Annotated in this window: 15 protein-coding genes; 6 read left to right on the top strand and 9 right to left on the bottom strand. The window is 62.5% G+C overall.

Annotated elements, in window-relative coordinates:
* Nucleotides 1-63 precede the first annotated feature (63 nt).
* From GDA49_06905 to GDA49_06925, 5 genes are all read right to left on the bottom strand, one after another.
* Nucleotides 64-1,242: an aminotransferase class I/II-fold pyridoxal phosphate-dependent enzyme gene (locus tag GDA49_06905; GenBank protein MBC6440127.1), complete on the bottom strand. Its 1,179-nt coding sequence runs from the start codon at nt 1,240-1,242 to the stop codon at nt 64-66.
* A 97-nt stretch (nt 1,243-1,339) separates the two neighbouring features.
* Nucleotides 1,340-2,437 (bottom strand): ABC transporter ATP-binding protein, encoded by a 1,098-nt coding sequence (locus tag GDA49_06910; protein ID MBC6440128.1) that lies wholly within the window; start codon nt 2,435-2,437, stop codon nt 1,340-1,342.
* A gap of 82 nt (nt 2,438-2,519) precedes the next feature.
* A complete protein-coding gene (locus GDA49_06915) occupies nt 2,520-3,299 on the bottom strand; it encodes an ABC transporter permease (protein ID MBC6440129.1) in 780 nt (259 codons plus the stop codon).
* Between the two features lie 119 nt (nt 3,300-3,418).
* Nucleotides 3,419-4,306, bottom strand: coding sequence for an ABC transporter permease (locus GDA49_06920; GenBank protein ID MBC6440130.1), 888 nt, complete (start codon nt 4,304-4,306; stop codon nt 3,419-3,421).
* A gap of 309 nt (nt 4,307-4,615) precedes the next feature.
* Complete coding sequence (locus GDA49_06925; GenBank protein MBC6440131.1) at nt 4,616-5,731, bottom strand: extracellular solute-binding protein; 1,116 nt, start codon at nt 5,729-5,731, stop codon at nt 4,616-4,618.
* A 397-nt stretch (nt 5,732-6,128) separates the two neighbouring features.
* Here GDA49_06925 and GDA49_06930 point away from each other — a divergent pair, with 397 nt between their 5' ends.
* Nucleotides 6,129-6,434, top strand: a complete 306-nt coding sequence (locus tag GDA49_06930) for a co-chaperone GroES (protein ID MBC6440132.1) — start codon at nt 6,129-6,131, stop codon at nt 6,432-6,434.
* A gap of 70 nt (nt 6,435-6,504) precedes the next feature.
* Nucleotides 6,505-8,160: a chaperonin GroEL gene (gene groL, locus GDA49_06935; protein ID MBC6440133.1), complete on the top strand. Its 1,656-nt coding sequence runs from the start codon at nt 6,505-6,507 to the stop codon at nt 8,158-8,160.
* Between the two features lie 518 nt (nt 8,161-8,678).
* On the opposite strand, the gene cas2 is transcribed toward groL, so the two are convergent.
* From cas2 to GDA49_06955, 4 genes are all read right to left on the bottom strand, one after another.
* The gene (cas2, locus tag GDA49_06940; protein MBC6440134.1) at nt 8,679-8,984 is read right to left on the bottom strand and encodes a CRISPR-associated endonuclease Cas2; all 306 of its coding nucleotides are present in this window, start codon (nt 8,982-8,984) and stop codon (nt 8,679-8,681) included.
* A gap of 35 nt (nt 8,985-9,019) precedes the next feature.
* Nucleotides 9,020-9,931, bottom strand: coding sequence for a type II CRISPR-associated endonuclease Cas1 (gene cas1, locus GDA49_06945; GenBank protein MBC6440135.1), 912 nt, complete (start codon nt 9,929-9,931; stop codon nt 9,020-9,022).
* 29 nt (nt 9,932-9,960) lie between these two features.
* Nucleotides 9,961-13,284 (bottom strand): type II CRISPR RNA-guided endonuclease Cas9, encoded by a 3,324-nt coding sequence (gene cas9, locus GDA49_06950; GenBank protein MBC6440136.1) that lies wholly within the window; start codon nt 13,282-13,284, stop codon nt 9,961-9,963.
* A 476-nt stretch (nt 13,285-13,760) separates the two neighbouring features.
* Entirely contained in the window at nt 13,761-14,630 is an 870-nt protein-coding gene (locus GDA49_06955) for an NAD(P)-dependent oxidoreductase (protein ID MBC6440137.1), read from the bottom strand.
* A gap of 152 nt (nt 14,631-14,782) precedes the next feature.
* Here GDA49_06955 and GDA49_06960 point away from each other — a divergent pair, with 152 nt between their 5' ends.
* The 4 genes from GDA49_06960 (at nt 14,783) to GDA49_06975 (ending at nt 17,640) form a co-directional block, all read left to right on the top strand.
* Nucleotides 14,783-14,974 (top strand): hypothetical protein, encoded by a 192-nt coding sequence (locus GDA49_06960; GenBank protein MBC6440138.1) that lies wholly within the window; start codon nt 14,783-14,785, stop codon nt 14,972-14,974.
* Nucleotides 14,975-15,062: 88 nt separating this feature from the next.
* Nucleotides 15,063-15,359 (top strand): hypothetical protein, encoded by a 297-nt coding sequence (locus GDA49_06965; GenBank protein ID MBC6440139.1) that lies wholly within the window; start codon nt 15,063-15,065, stop codon nt 15,357-15,359.
* A gap of 80 nt (nt 15,360-15,439) precedes the next feature.
* A complete protein-coding gene (locus tag GDA49_06970) occupies nt 15,440-15,706 on the top strand; it encodes a hypothetical protein (GenBank protein ID MBC6440140.1) in 267 nt (88 codons plus the stop codon).
* Nucleotides 15,707-15,750: 44 nt separating this feature from the next.
* A complete protein-coding gene (locus tag GDA49_06975) occupies nt 15,751-17,640 on the top strand; it encodes an ABC-F family ATP-binding cassette domain-containing protein (GenBank protein MBC6440141.1) in 1,890 nt (629 codons plus the stop codon).
* Nucleotides 17,641-17,840: the final 200 nt, after the last annotated feature.

Consider the following 17,840-nt stretch of genomic DNA (forward strand, 5'->3'; position numbering starts at 1 on the left):
TCTTCCGCAATGCAAGGCCATGACGCCGGCCTGACACGAAGGTGATGCCGCGCCCGGCGCCCGTCAGGTCCTGAGGCTCCCGGTAAACCGGTTGATGCGGCGGCAGGCCTCGGCCAGGTCCGCGTCGGGTGCGGTCAGCGACAGGCGCACGAAGCCCGTTCCACCGCTGCCGAAGCCCTCACCGGCCAGCAGCGAGACGCCGGCCTCTTCCAGCAGGCGGAACGAAAAATCCTGCGACGACAGCCCGCTCGCGCGGATATCGATCATCAGGAAGCAGGTTCCCTGCGGACGGATGACACGAAGCCGGGAATTGCCCTCAAGCACGTCGCAGACACTGTTGCGGCGGGCCTCGTAGTGCGCTCGCATCGCATCGATCTCGGGGAAGTCGTCCGTGAACGCCGCTGCCACCGAGGACTGGATGAAGGTCGGGGGGCCATAGTGGATCGCCAGGCCCAGGTGGTACATGTGACGGGTGAAGGCTTCGGGTCCGACGGTCCAGCCGACGCGCCAGCCTGTCATGGCATGGGACTTGGACAGGCTGTTGACCACGATGGTGCGCTCCGCCATCCCCGGCAGGGCCGCCGGCGAGACATGCTCGCGACCGTCGAAGAGCGTGCGGCTGTAGACCTCGTCCGAGATCAGCCAGAGATCGTGTGCCTTGCAGATCTCGCCCAGTGCCTCAAGCTCCTCGCGCCCGTAAGCTGCGCCCGTCGGGTTGTGCGGTGTGTTGATCATGACGGCCCGGCTCGCCGGTGTCACCGCGGCCTCGATATCGGCCGGATCGAGATGGAAATCGCGCTCCGCACGCAAGGGCACATCGACCAGTGTCGCGCCGGTCGCATGAACCACCGATTCATAAGTCACGTAGACCGGCTGCGGCACGATCACGGCGTCACCGGGCTCGGCAACGCACATCGCCGCACCGAACAGCCCGCCCTGCGCACCAAGTGTGACGGAAATGTTCCCGGGCCCGACCTGCTGGCCGGCGTGGCGGGTGTGGTAGGCCGCAATCGCCGCCTTGAGCGCCGGTCCGCCGTCGGTCGGACCGTAGTGCGTATCGCCGGCGCGAACCCGGTCGAACATGGCATCGACGATCGAGGGCGGCGTAGCGAAATCCGGGTCGCCGATGCTGAGGATGACGACATCGTGCCCCTCGCGTCGACGCTGCATGGCGCGGGCATGGATTTCCCAGGCGCGTGCGCCTTCGTTGGCGAGACGATCGACGATGGCGGCGTAGCGCATGAAACCCCGGAAAGACGAGACCCCGGAAAAGGAAGGCCCGGAAGGAGAAAGCGCGCGACACCAGAGGCCCCACGCGCGACATTGTAACCGGTTGGACTCAGGCTGTCAGCAACAGCGCCGAATCGTCGTCCCACGTCAGCCAGACCTTGTCCTGCCTGTCGGCGTCGACCGCACTGAGCTGCCGCTGGGCATTCTGCGCGGCAACCGCAATCGGGGCATCACGCCCGTCGACATGCACATAGTAATGGCTGCGATCGCCGAGATAGGCCGTCGCCTGCATCGTGCCCTCGACCACATTGGTCGGCACGTTGGGCTGCCGGAAGGTCAGATTGAACTTCTCGGGCCGGATCGCCACGGTCACCTGGCCCGAGCTTGGCGGCTCGGACGACGCCGTCGAGTGCACGGTCCCGAGACCCTCGGCATCGACGACCGTGCTCTCGCCTTCCCTGCCGCGGATGGAACCCTCGAAGAAGTTGATCGTGCCGATGAAGTCGGCCACTTCCTTGACCTGCGGAACCTCGTAGAGGCGGGTCGGGGAGTCGATCTGAAGCACCTTGCCGAGCGACATGACCGCGATGCGGTCCGACATCGTCATGGCCTCTTCCTGATCGTGGGTCACGAACACGAAGGTAATGCCGACATCGCGCTGCAGGGCGCGAAGCTCAAGCTGCATCTGCTCGCGAAGCTTCTTGTCGAGCGCACCGAGCGGCTCGTCGAGCAGCAGCACCTTGGGCTTCTTGATCAGCGCCCGGGCCAGCGCCACACGCTGCCGCTGGCCGCCGGAAAGCTGATGAGCGCCACGCGCGCCATAGCCCGGCAGCTTGATCAGCTCCAGCATCTCGTCGACCTTGCCGTCGACCTCGGCCTTGCTCAGGCCCGACTTGCGCATGCCATAGGCGATGTTCCTGTGAACGTTGAGATGCGGGAAAATGGCGTAGTTCTGGAACACCATGTTGACCGGCCGCTGATGCGGCGGCACACCGGCCTGCGGCTGGCCGTCGATGTAGATGTTGCCGAGCGTCGGCTGTTCAAATCCGGCCAGCATACGCAGAAGCGTGGTCTTGCCGCAGCCCGAGGCTCCCAGGAGCGAGAAGAACTCGCCTTCGCCGATGTCGAAGGAGATGTCGTCGACCGCCTTCACACTGCCGAAGTGCTTCGAGGTGTTCTTCATCGAAATATAGTCTTCACGCGCCATGAGCACCCATGTCCACTGTTGTTGTTGCCACCGGTCCTGAACTGGTCTCCAGAGGTTTTGATCCGATCGGTTTTCGGGCCGATCAGATTGCGGCACCGCTCTGCGGTCCCACACCGCGCCGGCGCACCACTTCGGCGAACGTCACGATAAAGAACGAGAACACGAGGATACAGGCACCGAGCGACAGCACCATCGGCAGGCGGTTCGGGAAGCGCAGCTGGCTCCAGATGTAGATCGGAAGCGTGACCTCGTTGCCGGCCAGGAAGAAGGCCAGGATGAACTCATCGAACGAGATCGTGAAGGTCAGCAGCACACTCGCCAGGATACCGGGCCAGGCGAGCGGCAGGGTCACGCGCCAGAAGGTCTGGAACGCGCCCTCGCCCAGATCCAGCGACGCTTCTTCCAGGCTCTTGTCAAACCCTTCCAGGCGCGACATCAGAACCAGCATGGCGAACGGCACACCGATCAGCGTGTGCGCGAGTCCGATCGTGAAGAGCGAAAGCGGGAGGCCGAGCAGGTTCGTGATGACCAGCAGCGCGATGCCCAGGATGATACCGGGAACGACCAGCGGAAGCATGATGAAGCTGGTGAGCGGACCCTTGCCGGGCATGTAGTAGCGCGTCATCGCCTTGGCTGCGAAGAGGCCCAGGAAGGTCGAGAGCAGCGCAACCGTGAGGCCGACCTTGACGCTGTTCTCCAGCGCCCGCAGGAGCGCCGGGTTGTCCATCATGTCGCCGTACCACGCAAGCGTGAAGCCCTTGAGCGGGAACGTGACATAGATCGAGTCGTTGAACGAGAACAGCGGCAGGAACAGCACCGGGATGTAGAGGAACGCGAGATACCACACCGCGTACAGGAACATCGGCGCTTCCGAGGTCCAGTGGTAGCCCTCGTGCTTCGACTGGAAGAACTGCGGCGTCTCCTCGCCGCGCGTGTCTTCCGCGGCCTTCCGGGCCGTGATGTTGGAGGCGGTTGCGTCGGTCATGACGATTTGGCCCTCGCGCGGGTCGTCGAGACAATGAAGGTGACCACCAGGAGTGCAATGAGCATCATCGAGATCACCGAGAGCGCGGCACCCATGGGCCAGTTGTTGGCCTTGCCGAACTGCGACTGGATGATGTTGCCAATCATGATGCCTGTCGTTCCGCCCACCAGTCTTGGCGTCACGTAGTCACCCACGGTCGGAATGAAGACGAGCAGTCCGGCGGCAATCACGCCAGGCAGCGAGAGCGGCCACGTGATCCGCCAGAAGCGTTCCGTCGGGGTATCGCCGAGGTCGGTTGCCGCTTCGAGCAACGATCTGTCGATCTTTTCCAGCGATACGTAGATCGGGAGAATCGCGAAGGCGGCCCAGGCGTGCGCCAATGTGAGCACCACCGCCGTCGGATTGTAGAGCAGGAACTGCAGGGGCTCGTCGATGATACCCATGCTGATCAGGCCGGAGTTGATCACGCCGTTGAAGCCAAGGATGACCTTCCACGCGAAAACGCGAAGCAGATAGCTCGTCCAGAACGGAACCGTGATCAGGATCAGCCACACCAGCTTGTTTTTCGTCACCTTGAAGGCGATGAAATAGGCCATGGGGTAGGCTAGGAGCAGCGTGATGAAGGTGCAGAACAGGGACATCCTGATCGACTTCATCATGAGCGCGATATAGATCGGCTTCTGGAAGAAGGCCTCGTAGTTGGCCAGCGTGAACGTCTTGTCGATGTCGAGATAGTTCTGCGTCCAGAAGCTGTACGAAAACAGCATGAACAGCGGCAGACACATCAGGCAGATCATGCACAGCAGCGTCGGCGTCATCAGCGTGTAGCCGCGCACCCATTCGTGTTTCAGGAACAGCGCGCGGGCCCTGAAGCCCGGCGACATCTGCTGTTCCGCATAGCCTGCGCTGACGCCCCGCGTTTGATCGGTCATGCCCCTACCCCATCATGTCCCCGGCCATCATGTCCCCGGCCGGTCGAGCGGTGACGTGCAGACCTCCCGAACGCCTGTCGTCCCGCACATCCCGGATCGTCTCTCTTACACAGCAGACCTCCATATGGAAAGCATGTTGACAGCCTGGCGCACGGTTGTGATCGCCATTGATTGTCAGACTGGGCAGAAACTGAACGGAGCGCGGCATCGACCGCGCCCCGTTCATGTCCATACGACTGCTGTCCATACGACGATGAGCGATCAGAGACCGATCTTCACCTCGTCGAACATGTTGACCATGTTCTCCAGCACCTGCGGGTCGTAGGGCTGGAACATGATGCCCTTGTCGAGCATCTCGATCGGGTTGCCCGGGAAGCCGAGCGACGCGACCTTGTCCGGATCGGAGATCTCGAACGCCACGCTGTTCGAGTGACCGTAACCGTATTCCTCGATAAGGAAACGGCCGGCCTCGGGGTCGAGCCAAGCATCGAGGAACGCGTAGATCAGATCCTCGTCGGCCTCGCCGCCGGCGACGATCGAGAGACCGCACAGCCAGTTCAGGATGCCTTCCCTGGGCACGGCATAGGCCACCGGAACGCCCTGATCGAGCAGGGTCTTGACCGCCGCGTTCCAGGCATAGGCCGCGACCAGCTCGCCCGTGGCCATGGCGTTCTCGATCTCCGTCTGGTCGTTCCAGTAGAAGCGGACCATACGGGCCTGCTTCTCGACCAGCGGCCGAATCTCGGCCAGCATCTCATCGGTCATGTTGAAGCTGTCTTCACCGAAGCCGTGGCAGAGGCCGGCAACCAGGACCGAGACCTCGGAATCGACGCTCGAGAGACGGCCCTCGTAGCGCTCATCGAAAAGCATGCACCAGCTTTCCTCACCCTCGTAGAGATCGGTGCGATAGATGATCGAGCTGTTGCCCCAGTCGACCGGCAGCATCATCGTCTCGCCGGCAGCGTTGACGGTGGAACGATGGCCGCGCAGACCCTCGAACACGTTCTCCCAGTTCGACAGGCGCGACGTGTCGATCGGCCGGAGAAGTCCGCCATCGGCCATACGGCCCCAGGTGTCGGCGCAGGGATGCGTGATGTCGGCCGGGAAACCGGCACGGATCTTGACCGCCATTTCCTGCTCGCTGGCGAAGAACGAAAACACGGGTTCGCCATGTTTCTCGAAATACGACGGATAAAGCTCCGGAATTTCGTAGCCGGACCACTCAAGGACCAGCGGCTGCTGTTCTGCGCGCAGGCCCCGCGGCGACACGCTCATCGCCGCGACACCCATCGTGCCCATCACGCCCAGGGCCTGACGCCGGCTCAGTTGGCCGGTGAACAACTTGTCCTGGAACTCGTTGATACCCATGCGCTTCATGATTCACTCCCCGGAAGTTGACGCCACAGGGCGTCCATGATCGTTACGAACACGTGGATCGTTACGAACGCGGGCGCATGAAACGCTCACGTACGGAACATGATCTCATCCTTGCAGCATTCCCGCACGAAGGAAAGCGTCGCCGCGATCACAATTCCGCAACGGCATCAGGCGCAATGGCATCGGAGAAAAAGCGCTCGTGGTCGGCGCGTGTCGCGGCAGCGACACATTGAGGATGATCTCCGATTCGCGGAGATGAGGAATTTCTGCCTGATTCCGGCTTTGTCGGGTTGACAGTCGCAACACGGGCGACCATCTGGATGGCACTCGTTGCCACAGAGTGCCAGCACATTCCGGCAACGTTGTTGAAAACCGCCAGTTCGAAGGAGAGTGGCTCATGGGTTTCAGGCCTTTGCACGACCGCGTTCTCGTCCGTCGCATCGACGGTGAGGACAAGACCGCGGGCGGCATCATCATCCCGGACACCGCCAGGGAAAAGCCGATGGAGGGCGAAGTCGTCGCCACCGGTCCCGGCGCGCGTGACGGCAGCGGCGCGGTTCAGGCGCTGGACGTGAAGGCGGGCGACCGCATTCTGTTCGGCAAGTGGTCCGGCACCGAAATCAAGCTGGATGGCGAAGAGCTCCTGATCATGAAGGAGACCGACATCATGGGCGTCATCGCGACGACCAGGGGCAGGAAGTAAGCAAGGCTCCGGCCCGCTTCCGCCCAATCACAAGCATCTGCACAAGCATCTGCAAGGAGAAACAAGCACTATGGCTGCCAAAGACGTGAAGTTCAGCGCCGAAGCCCGCGCGCGCATGCTGCACGGTGTCGACGTTCTGGCTGACGCGGTCAAGGTCACGCTCGGCCCCAAGGGCCGCACCGTGGTCCTCGACAAGTCGTTCGGCGCACCCCGGATCACCAAGGACGGCGTGACCGTCGCCAAGGAGATCGAGCTTGGGGACAAGTTCGAGAACATGGGTGCCCAGATGGTCCGCGAGGTTGCCTCGAAGACCAACGACGTCGCCGGTGACGGCACCACCACCGCGACCGTGCTCGCCCAGTCGATCGTGCGCGAGGGTGCGAAGGCGGTTGCCGCCGGCATGAACCCGATGGATCTGCGCCGCGGCGTCGAGGCCGCCGTGTCGGCCGTGGTCGACGACCTCGACAAGCGTTCGCGCAAGATCAACACCGAGAGCGAGATCGCCCAGGTCGGCACGATCTCGGCCAATGGCGACGCCACCGTGGGCGACATGATCGCCAGCGCCATGCAGGCCGTCGGCAAGGAAGGCGTGATCACGGTCGAGGAGAACAAGGGCATCGACACCGAGCTCGAGACCGTGGAAGGCATGCAGTTCGACCGCGGCTACATCTCGCCCTACTTCGTGACCGATACCGAGAAGATGATCGCGGAGATGGAAGACCCCTTCATCATGCTGCATGAGAAGAAGGTCGGCAACATGCAGGCCATGCTTCCGGTTCTGGAGCAGGTCGTGCAGTCGAACCGTCCGCTCGTCATCATCGCCGAGGATGTCGAGGGCGAGGCTCTGGCCACGCTCGTCGTCAACCGCCTGCGTGGCGGCCTCAAGGTCGCGGCATGCAAGGCGCCGGGCTTCGGTGATCGCCGCAAGGCCATGCTTGAGGACATCGCGATCCTCACCGGCGGCCAGGTCATCAGCGAGGACGTCGGCATCAAGCTCGAGAACGTCACCATCGACATGCTGGGCACGGCCAAGCGGGTCGACATGACCAAGGAGAACACGGTCATCGTCGGCGGCGCGGGTGCCAAAAAGCAGATCCAGGGCCGTTGCAACCAGATCCGCCAGCAGGCCGAGGAGACCAGCTCCGACTACGACCGTGAGAAGCTGCAGGAGCGCCTGGCGAAGCTCGCCGGCGGTGTTGCGGTGATCAAGGTCGGCGGTGCCACCGAGGTCGAGGTGAAGGAGCGCAAGGACCTCGTCGAGGACGCGCTCAACGCCACCCGCGCGGCGGTCGAGGAAGGCATCGTGCCGGGCGGCGGTTCCGCTCTGCTCTACGCCATCAGGACGCTGGACAAGCTCAAGCTCGATGACTCCGACCAGCAGGTCGGCGTCGACATCGTGCGCAAGGCCATCCAGGCCCCGGCACGTCAGATCGCCGAGAACGCCGGCTTCGACGGTGCGGTGGTTGCGGGCAAGATCCTTGAGAGCAAGGAAAAGAACGTCGGCTTCGACGCCCAGTCCGAGACCTACAAGGACCTGGTCAAGGCCGGCATCGTCGATCCCACCAAGGTCGTGCGCACCGCGCTGCAGGACGCCGCTTCGGTGGCCGGTCTGCTGATCACGACCGAGGCCATGGTCGCCGAGAAGCCCAAAAAGGACCCCCCTGCCATGCCGGCCGGCGGCCCCGACATGGGCGGTATGGGTGGCATGGGTGGCATGGGCTTCTAGAGACCAGCCGATCTCCCACGGTGACCCGAAAGGGCCGCGGTTCACGCCGCGGCCCTTTCTTTTCCGTTCGTCCCGGCTTACGGCAGAATCCCACAGAATTCCCTTGACGATCCACTTTTGGAGCGTATATGTTGGGTTCGTTCAGAATTCGTGGTCGAGCGGTTAACAAGCACTCGATTGCACCACATTGAAGCGCGTCCTACGGGGCGCGTTTCCTTTTTGTCGCCTCGTGCCAGACCAGCCTTGCGCCGGGTCCGCTGTCGGGACAACCTTTGCCGAGGTGACCGGGCACACAAAATGCCTGGACTCGTCAGTCCCCCCCCCCGCGCGACCCCGCCCGCGCGTTGCGGCTTGACCCCGAATTCTGAACGCCTAGACTGCATCAGTACGGCGGTCCTCGATCGACCATGTTGCGGCTTGACCCCGAATTCTGAACGCCTAGACTCCATACCCGGGTAAGCCCTTGATTTTACAGGAGCTTACCCGGGTTTGTTTTGCTCTGTTCCAGAATGAACCCATCAAAACAGGACCAGTTGCTGGGGGTTTTTCCGAGGGCCCCTGCGGCCCTGATCCGAGAAGTGAACAATATCGCGATACTGCCGGTCGGTGAAGTTGAGGATCTGGACATCGCCGGCAGAAGGCAGGGAGCGCTCGATCCTGTTGACCCTTGCATGAAAGGCTTCCTTGCCATTGACGAAGCGGGCATAGACGGAAAACTGGCTTCGCTCGAAACCCTCGTCCAGCAGGAAGTGCCGAAACGTCGTGGCCGCCTTGCGTTGCTGTTTGGTCTCGATGGGAAGGTCAAACATCACAAGCATCCACATGAGACGATATCCTGACAGAATGTCGGACTTGCGGGTCATCGTCCGAGCCCCGCCAGTGTGAGCGCGCCCGGTGGACTGGGGAGAACCAGCGCCAGTTTTCCGGTCTCGAAACTCTGTCCCAGCGAGGTCGCCAGCTTTGTGAGCGCAAGCGAGACCGGTGTCACACCGTCGCCAAGCGGCAGATCCGTGCCGATCAGGCGTGCCAAAGCCTGCTTTGCCGCAGTGTCGACCTCGGTCCCACGGTCAAGCGCAAGATTCCGGGCGGCGCAATCCACCAATGGGCGGAAGGGTTCCATGAGATCGTCGGCCAGAGCAAACGCATTGCCTCTGTTTGCGTGGTGTATGCCGATGGATGGGTGCAGTCCTGCACCCACCACGGCACGGGCTGTGGCGGCGCGCAGGACGGTATAGCCATAATTGAGCAACGCATTGACGTCAGAGGCCCCTGGATCGCGCCGGAACGCCTTGCCCATCATGCACGGCCAATAGGTGCGGGCCGCCTGTGCTTCGATATTGGTGCTGTCGCCCGAGGTGACCTTGCGGACCATCATGCGCAGCGGGGCACCGGATTCTCCCATGGCTTCCAGGGCGGCGGCCTGCATCTCCACCTTCGCGATGATGACCTTCTTCCAGGCTTGTTTCATCAGGGGCAATCGGGCATGCCACTGAGCTCGTATCCGGCCACCTTGCGCATGGTGCCCTTCCAGAGGCATGAGCACGGAACGCGGCGCATGATTGGAACCGCACAACACCACCGGCACGCCCCGGTCGGCCAGTTCCGTGAGCAGCGACGTGGACCAGGTGGTGCCATGCGCATGAACGATCACACCCGCGATCCGGTCGAGTGGGGTGCGCCCGATTTCAGCTCCTCCCTCCGAGACCGTCAGGAAGCCTCGCAGCCGCGCCAGGTGCCGTCCATCGGTTGCAATGTCAAGGATCTGATCCAGATCGCGCTCCCGTGAACCTGAGAGAAGCCTCAGTCCATCGGATGCGTCGGTCCGGGATCCCGCACGCGACCGATCTCATCGACAAGGACCCTGCGGAGGCGGGCTTTCAGAATTGAACTCGGACCCATTCGAATAAACCGGAAATCGTCATCCCTGTCACGATTTCGCGCATCCGCATTCGCTTCAAAATGGGCTGCGAGAACAACGCCATCGGAAAGATTGAATTGCTGAACATGGCAGATCAGCGTTTCTCCATTCCTTTCGATGGCCACCATATCGCGTTTGAACAGTCGCAGGAGCCGCTTTGCCGCCGGGTGCGGGCGATCGACAGCGTCACCATGCGCCTCAAAGGTTGTGACGATCTTGGCCTTGGGTTTGCCGTCCGGCATTCTCCAGACTTCGTAACAGTGATTGCTGTCACCCTTGTAGGCCTTGTAGGGTTCTCCCTTCCTGTCCCTGATTTCTACCCGCGCGGACGATTGCAGGCTTTCGATCAGACGGACATGACGGATTCCCCGATAGGGGTTGGGCTCGCCGTTCGGCAGGTGATCGGACGCGGCAAACGCCGCCAGCGCGGCCTCGATGTCCTTTTTGTCCTCCCTGCCCTTGATGACCTCGGAGAGCAGTGACTGCAAATAGGGGTCGCGGATGCGCTTGCCCATTGATGTCCTGGCAATATCGTCGGACGTCAGCGACAGGAGTGGTTTGCGGCTGACCACGCTTTGCTCGTCCACGATACCGTAAGCGGTATCGTTGTGGAGTTGACCGCTGGTGCTGTCTTGTCCCCGCTTTTTCGCCGAGGGATCAATACGCCCATGATCGGCGCGGTGGCTGACGATGATCCTGTTGAGCTGGTTGCGAACATCCCCGCGAAAGCCCTCCCAGGGTTCGGGCGTGGTTCTTGCCACCTCTTCGGCGCTCAGGCCATCTCCTTCGCCACGCCTTGCCGCATCGCTGATCTGCTTGATCAGACCCCGATCCGTTGCGGCAATGACAGCCGCATCGATGGCATGATGTCGGTGATCGGTGCGGTTTTTGGCCTTGGCCGCGCCCTTGTTGTGATCCGGCAGCAGGCTGTTCAGGCCCCAATGCCGCCGCAGCATCTCGGTCAGCCCAACCCAGACATGCCCCCCTTCGGTATAGAGGGCATCCAGATAGCTTCTGGCAATGCGGGACAGGTACTGCGTATCCACCAGCGCCCGGTCAAGAAAGTCGTTTTCGCCCTCGAATCGTTCCATCGCGTCCGGAGCAAAGCGCCAACGCTTGTTTTTGGGCAGATGTTCGAGGTTGGCGGCGATCATGTCCCACCGTGGCGTTTCGCCCCAGACCTCCCATGGGGTTCTGTTCCCTTTCTCCCGGTTGGCTTCGCGCAGACACAGGGTCCGGTTGGCAACGCTGTCATCCAGCGTGCGGGAATAGGGCAGGATGTGGTCCACATCGCAGCTGCCGTCAAAGACCATGGTGACACTGATCGGTTTCCCCGTGTAGGGGCAACAGCGCGGGCCGATTGCCGGCCCCAGCTCCTCATAGAGCCGTAACAGCATCCGATTGGCACCGCTATCCGCCTGGCCAAGCTCTTCTTCCAGCGTTTTGCTGCGCTTGCGGGCTGCCTCGGTGTTTGTCTTGATGCGGTTCTGTGTGTCCTTCTTCTGCTTGTCGGATTGTTTGAGGTCCCGGGCCAGTTCCACCACGATCTGATCGGGTTTCCCGTAGGTGGCGATGATCCTGTTCACCAATCGCCGCAACTGGTTGAGACCGATATGCACGGTAGGATTGGTAATCCGCCCGAAGCGGGTGATGTCGTCATCCCCGGGCTGCCCCGAGCCAGGGATCACATGCCGATCAAGAATTTCCCCATAATAGGGCAATTCATCCAGAACCTCGCCTGTGCGGTGATCCGAGTGATGCCAGCCACAGGATTTGACAGCCTGATCATACGTCACCACATCGGCTTCCAGCGCACCCAGAATCTTCCGCGAAGCCGTTTCTCCCAGGCGTCCATATCCCTCCGGCAAGGGCGCATTTGCAGTGGCCGAGGCGTGCTCCTTCGTCAATCCATGAGTCTTGACCAGCCAGGCGACCAGACATTTGTGATCGGCCTCACTCTGCACCTCGCGAAGACGTCGGATCACCTCCCACTGCGCGTCCAGATCCAGGTCTGACCACCTCGGTCCAAACCTGTCGGGGTGGCTGAGGCTGGCCCGCACCGGGTCACATGCAATGGCGTCACGTGCGATAGTTTCCAGCGTAAAGCGCTCATCTGGCGCAAGCTCGATGACCTTGCCGAGCTGATCGAGGGTCAACTTCATCGATTTCAGTGATTTCGTCGCCTTCCTGTTGTCCAGTGCGTGAATGATCCGATCGCGCTGTTCCAGTGTCAGGGACCGTTTCGCACGCCCGTCGGCCGTGACACGCAGGTTGTTCACCGTTTCATGGAGCACGCGCCGCTGGGTCAAGGGGTGTGCCTTGGGAAGCCGCCTCTCATCGGACGGAACACCATGCTGACCGGAAAAAAGGCACAGCCCGACAGCCGGCTTCTTCAGAGGGCGCTGATGGAAGATCGTCTTGAAGAGAGCTTTTTTCAGATCATCCGTCAGAACATCCGGATGATGTTTCACTTGCGCATCCCAGAGTTCCCTGAACTCCTCCTCCAGGTGCCGCCGGTCCGGATAGAAATCATAACCTTCTTCTTCTTTCTCTGCATCGCCCCGCCGAGCCATGCTCGACCGGGTACGCACGGATTTTGTGCGGCGGTCGTCAGGCCGGGTTCCGTCCTCGCCCGGTTCTTCTGGCTCTCCGCTGCGGCGCATGTGAAGGAACTTGCCATAGGTTCGGGCCTTATTTTTCTTTATCTCCTCATCCAGCCGCTTCGTGGCCGGCTTGATTTTGCCGCTTTCATTATCGCCCCGATCCGTCTTGCGGTTCGACTTGAAGCCACGTCTCTGATTGAGGTGAAAAAGCGCCCGGCCCAGATGTGCAAGCGGAAGCTTCTTGTCCAACCCCCAGGCGCGCAACGCGTAAGGGTCCAGCAACGCAAGAGCCTCAAGCGCCTTGGCCGCCTCCCCTCGGTCCGCGTCGCCAAGTTCACCATCAAGCGCCTCAAGCACCTCAAGCGCCTTGGCCGCCTCCGGGCCGTCAGGCATCAGCCCGGCCTCGGATAGTTTTCGCATGAGAGCCGCACCGCCCTCGGCGCCGGGGTAGAGTTGCATCGGTCCGGCCTTGGACAGTTTTCGCATGAGAGCCACGCCCTTCTTGACCCCCTCCTCGCTGATCGAGAAGGCCAGTCCGGCCTTGGACAGCTTTCGCACGAGAGCCGCACGGCGACGCAGATAGCGATCCCGCCTGCGTCGCATGGAGCGGGCTGCACGCCGGTCAACAGCCAGTGACGCACCGGACTTCGGGTCACGACCGTCAGAGAAAATCCTCACACCCCCGTCCATGACGTCGGTTATGCGATTACCGTCGGTCGAATAAAGCCACCAGCCAATGGAATTTGTGCCAATGTCAAGTCCGAGACGGGTGAGGTTGTCGGTGTTCTGTTCCATCCCTTTACTCTATTGGCACGACCTGATCGCCACAACCTGAAATGACAATCGAACAAACATGTCCGACGGCTCACGGCCGACGGACACAGCCCCGGCACCGCACGCTATCCCATAAACTCTTTCCGGAGAGCCGGAACCCGCCATGCCGCTTGTTACCCCCGAGACCCTCGACGGGACCCGCTGTGTTGATCATGTCAACACATCCCTGAAAAACCCGAATAGACCCTGATCTGACCACCACTTTGCACAAAGAGTTTCGCATCTCTCAACGAGACGCTCTTCGCTCAAGGCGCACGCTTGAGCCGGTGCATCAGGCTCGAGGTGTCCCAGCGGCTGCCGCCCAGGCACTGGACTTCAGCGTAGAACTGGTCAACGAGGGCAGCGACAGGCAGCAGTGCGCCGTTGTTCCTGGCTTCGGTGATGGCGATGCGGAGGTCCTTCCTCATCCAGTCGACAGCGAAGCCGAAGTCGTACTCGTCCCGGCACATGGTGGAGCCACGATTGACCATCTGCCAGGAGCCCGCCGCACCCTGTGAGATCACGTCGATCACCTGGTCGCCGTCGAGCCCTGCGCGCTGGGCGAAGTTGAGGCCCTCGGCGAGACCCTGGACGAGACCGGCAATGCAGATCTGGTTGGCCATCTTGCAGAGCTGGCCGGCGCCGACTGTGCCCATCAGCGTGACGGCCTTGCCGTAACACTCCATGACCGGCGCAGCACGGTCGAACTGGTCCCGGTCACCGCCCACCATGATGGTGAGCGCACCGTTCTCGGCGCCCGCCTGACCGCCGGAGACTGGCGCATCAAGGAAACCAATGTCCCTGGCGCTGAGCATCTCGGCCATCTCGCGCGCGATGTCAGCCGAGGCGGTGGTGTGGTCGACAAAAATCGCGCCGTCGCTCATGCCGTGCATGGCACCGCTCTCGCCCGCGATGATCTCACGCAGGTCCGGGTCGTCGCCGACGCAGGCAAAAACGATCTCCTGGCCCTCGGCGGCTGCAGCCGGTGTCGCCGCATGGCTGCCGCCGTGCTCCCCGCTCCACTGCTCGGCCTTGGCCGCAGTGCGGTTGTAGACCGTGACCTCATGCCCCTTGGCAGCCAAGTGGCCCGCCATCGGATAACCCATTACACCCATACCCAGAAACGCCACCTTCACGGCTGATCTCCCCTCACGCGTGTCGGCGCTATCCTAACCATCAGGGCCGTGGATGACCACGGCGCCAGAACCTGGAATTGGGCGCCTCAGCCTTGCCTCAAGCGCCGTTCCGAGTATGCTCCGCGCAACGACGTTTCCGTGGAGACAGACTGATGCTGGGTATGCTGGTTACCTCCCTTGCGTTTTTCCTGATGGGCCTGATGGGCCTGCTCATCGCAGCCGGAGCCAAGGACGGCCCGGCGCAGTTCATGGGCATCGGGCTGATACTGTTCGCCTGGTTCTTCATGGTCGCTTATCACGGCAAGCGCGCCGAAGATCAGGTGCGCGCCAGGAACGGGCACTGATTCCCGCGAGCCCGTGAGGCTGCACCGCCTCGCTTTCCACGTCGTCGTCGCAGCCCTTGTTGCCTGTGGGACACCTGTCGACGCGCAGGTGGATGAGACAGCCGCCCCGCAAGCCAACGAAATCTACGTCGAGAACACGGCGACCCAACGCCTGACATTCGGCCTTTCCAACGACAACGAGGTCTGGAGCCGGTTCAAGCTCGACTCCGGCCAAGTCGCCGTGTTCAGCGGTGCGGCCGACTGGTACTTCCTGATCCTCACCGACGGCGTCGAACTGCGCTACCGCCTGAACGAAGCAGGCAGCTACCGCCTCTTCTGGAACGAGATCGACACGCGCTGGGATCTGATGACCTGCTCGGAACCGGCTTGCGGCCACCTGCAATAGGGCGGCACGCGGTCCAGCCGTCACAGGATCGCCGCATTGCCGCCGCAACGTCAGCCCGACGCATGGACCGGAGACCGCCGATGCCCCCGTTGAAGGGCTGCCTCATCGCAGCCGCTATCGCCTTTCCGCTTTCGTTTCAGCCGGCCCTGGCAGAAGAGGATGACCCCTTCGCCATGGCCAAAGAGACCATGAAGCGCCTGATGCTGACGCTTGAGCTGCTGGTCGCGGGGATCCCGCAGTACGAGATGCCTGAGGTTCTGGAAAACGGCGACATCATCATCCGGCGCGTGAATCCCGAGGCGACAGGCGACAGCAACGACGACGGCGTCACCGAAGAAGAGATATGAACGCCCGATGACGCCGCTCGGCCTGGCGTGGTATCAGCCGCGCCATGCTGACGATCTCCAACATCACGGTGCGGCTGGGCGGCAAGATTATCCTCGACCGCGCCTCGGCTTCGATCCAGACCAAGAGCCGGGTTGGGCTGATCGGGCGCAACGGTGCTGGCAAGTCGACTCTGATGAAGGCGATCGCGGGTATCCAGGAGGCCGACGACGGTTCGATCGGGATTCCAAAGGACATGCGCATGGGCTATGTCGCCCAGGAATCGCCGGGCGGCCCGGACAGCCCGTTCGAGCGTGTTCTTGCGGCCGATACGGAACGCGCCCGGTTGCTCGCCGAAGAAGCAGAGACCGACGATAGCCATCGTATTGCCGAGATTCACGAACGCCTCAATGCGATCGACGCCCACAGTGCGCCGGCGCGCGCCGCCCGCATTCTGGCGGGTCTCGGTTTCGACGAGACTGACCAGCACCAGCCGCTCGACAGCTTTTCCGGCGGCTGGCGCATGCGCGTCGCACTGGCTTCGGCGCTGTTCTCGGGCCCGGAGCTTCTTCTGCTCGACGAGCCCTCGAACCACCTTGATCTTGAGGCGGCGATCTGGTTCGATTCGTTCCTCAAGACCTACCGCGGCACGCTGCTGGTGATCAGCCACGAGCGGGACCTGCTCAACAATGTGGTCGATCACATCCTTCATCTGGAAGGCGGCAAGGTGACGCTCTACGCTGGCGGCTACGATGCTTTTGAACGGCAGCGTCGCGAGAGGCTCGACCAGATCGAGGCAATGCGCAGCAAGCAGGATCGCCAGCGCGCACATCTGCAGGCCTTCGTCGACCGTTGGCGCTACAAGGCTCACACCGCACGGCAGGCCCAGAGCCGTCTGAAGGCGCTGGTGCGCATGGAGCCGATCGCCGCGGCAGTCGAGGATTCGAGCTTGTCGTTCGAGTTCCCTGATCCCGCCGAGCTCCGCCCGCCGCTGATCGTGCTCGACGGCGCCGCCGTCGGTTACGGCGACGGTCCCGTGCTGCAAGGGCTCAACCTGCGTTTCGACCCAGACGACCGCGTGGCGTTTCTGGGCCGCAACGGCAACGGCAAGACGACCCTCGCGCGGCTGCTCTCCGGTCGCTTGGCCGCGATGACGGGCGGCATGAATGCGAGCGGCAAGCTGCGGGTCGGCTACTTTGCCCAGCATCAGGTCGAGGAGCTTGAACCGCAGGACACACCGCTGCAGCACATGACCCGGCTGATGCCCGACGCAAAGCCCGGCGCCGTCCGTGCGCAGCTCGGCCGCTTCGGCTTTTCCGGCGACAAGGCGGAACTTGCCGTACGCCACCTTTCAGGCGGCGAGCGGGCAAGGCTGGCACTGGCGCTGATCACGCGCGAAGCGCCTCACATGCTGATTCTCGACGAGCCGACCAACCATCTCGACGTCGATGCCCGCGAGGCCCTGGTGCAGGCGCTCGCCGGCTATGGTGGCGCGGTCGTGATCGTCAGCCATGATCGCCATCTGCTGGAGCTGACGGCCGACCGGCTGGTGCTGGTGGCCGACGGCACTGCGAACGATTTCGGCGGCAGCCTCGACGACTACCGCAATCTCGTCCTCGGTCGTTCGGGTTCGAACGACAACACAGACACCTCCGACAAAGCGGCACCGAAGCTCAGTCGCAAGGATGAACGGCGACGCGCCGCCGAAGCGCGCGAGAAGACGCGCACTCTGCGCAAGGCGGTCGAAAAGGCCGAAAACGAGGTCACCCGGCTGACCGATCAGCGCAGCGATATCGACCGTGCATTGTTCGATCCGGCCAACCACGATGGCCCCGAAACGAACCTTGCCATGACCGATCTGATGAAGAAGCGAGCGAGGATCGAAGAAGCTCTGAGCGCCGCCGAAGCTCGCTGGCTCGAAGCCCATGAAGCGCTCGAGGCAGCCGACGCCGCCTGAGACGGAGCCTCCTATGGCCACAGTTGCAGTTCGCCGTGCCCTACATGCCGATCCACAACCGTATGTGCATCCTCGGGTTCGTTGCCCGACGGCACCGAAGTGCAGATGCTCTTTACCCAGCGTCTCGTGCCCAACCTGCTCGGCAACGCCAGCGAGGTTGGCAAGCGTATGGTGCCGCCCCGGGCCGCGACGCCCTCGGC

It is taken from the genome of Rhodospirillales bacterium, assembly GCA_014323865.1.
GTDB lineage: Bacteria > Pseudomonadota > Alphaproteobacteria > SP197 > SP197 > SP197.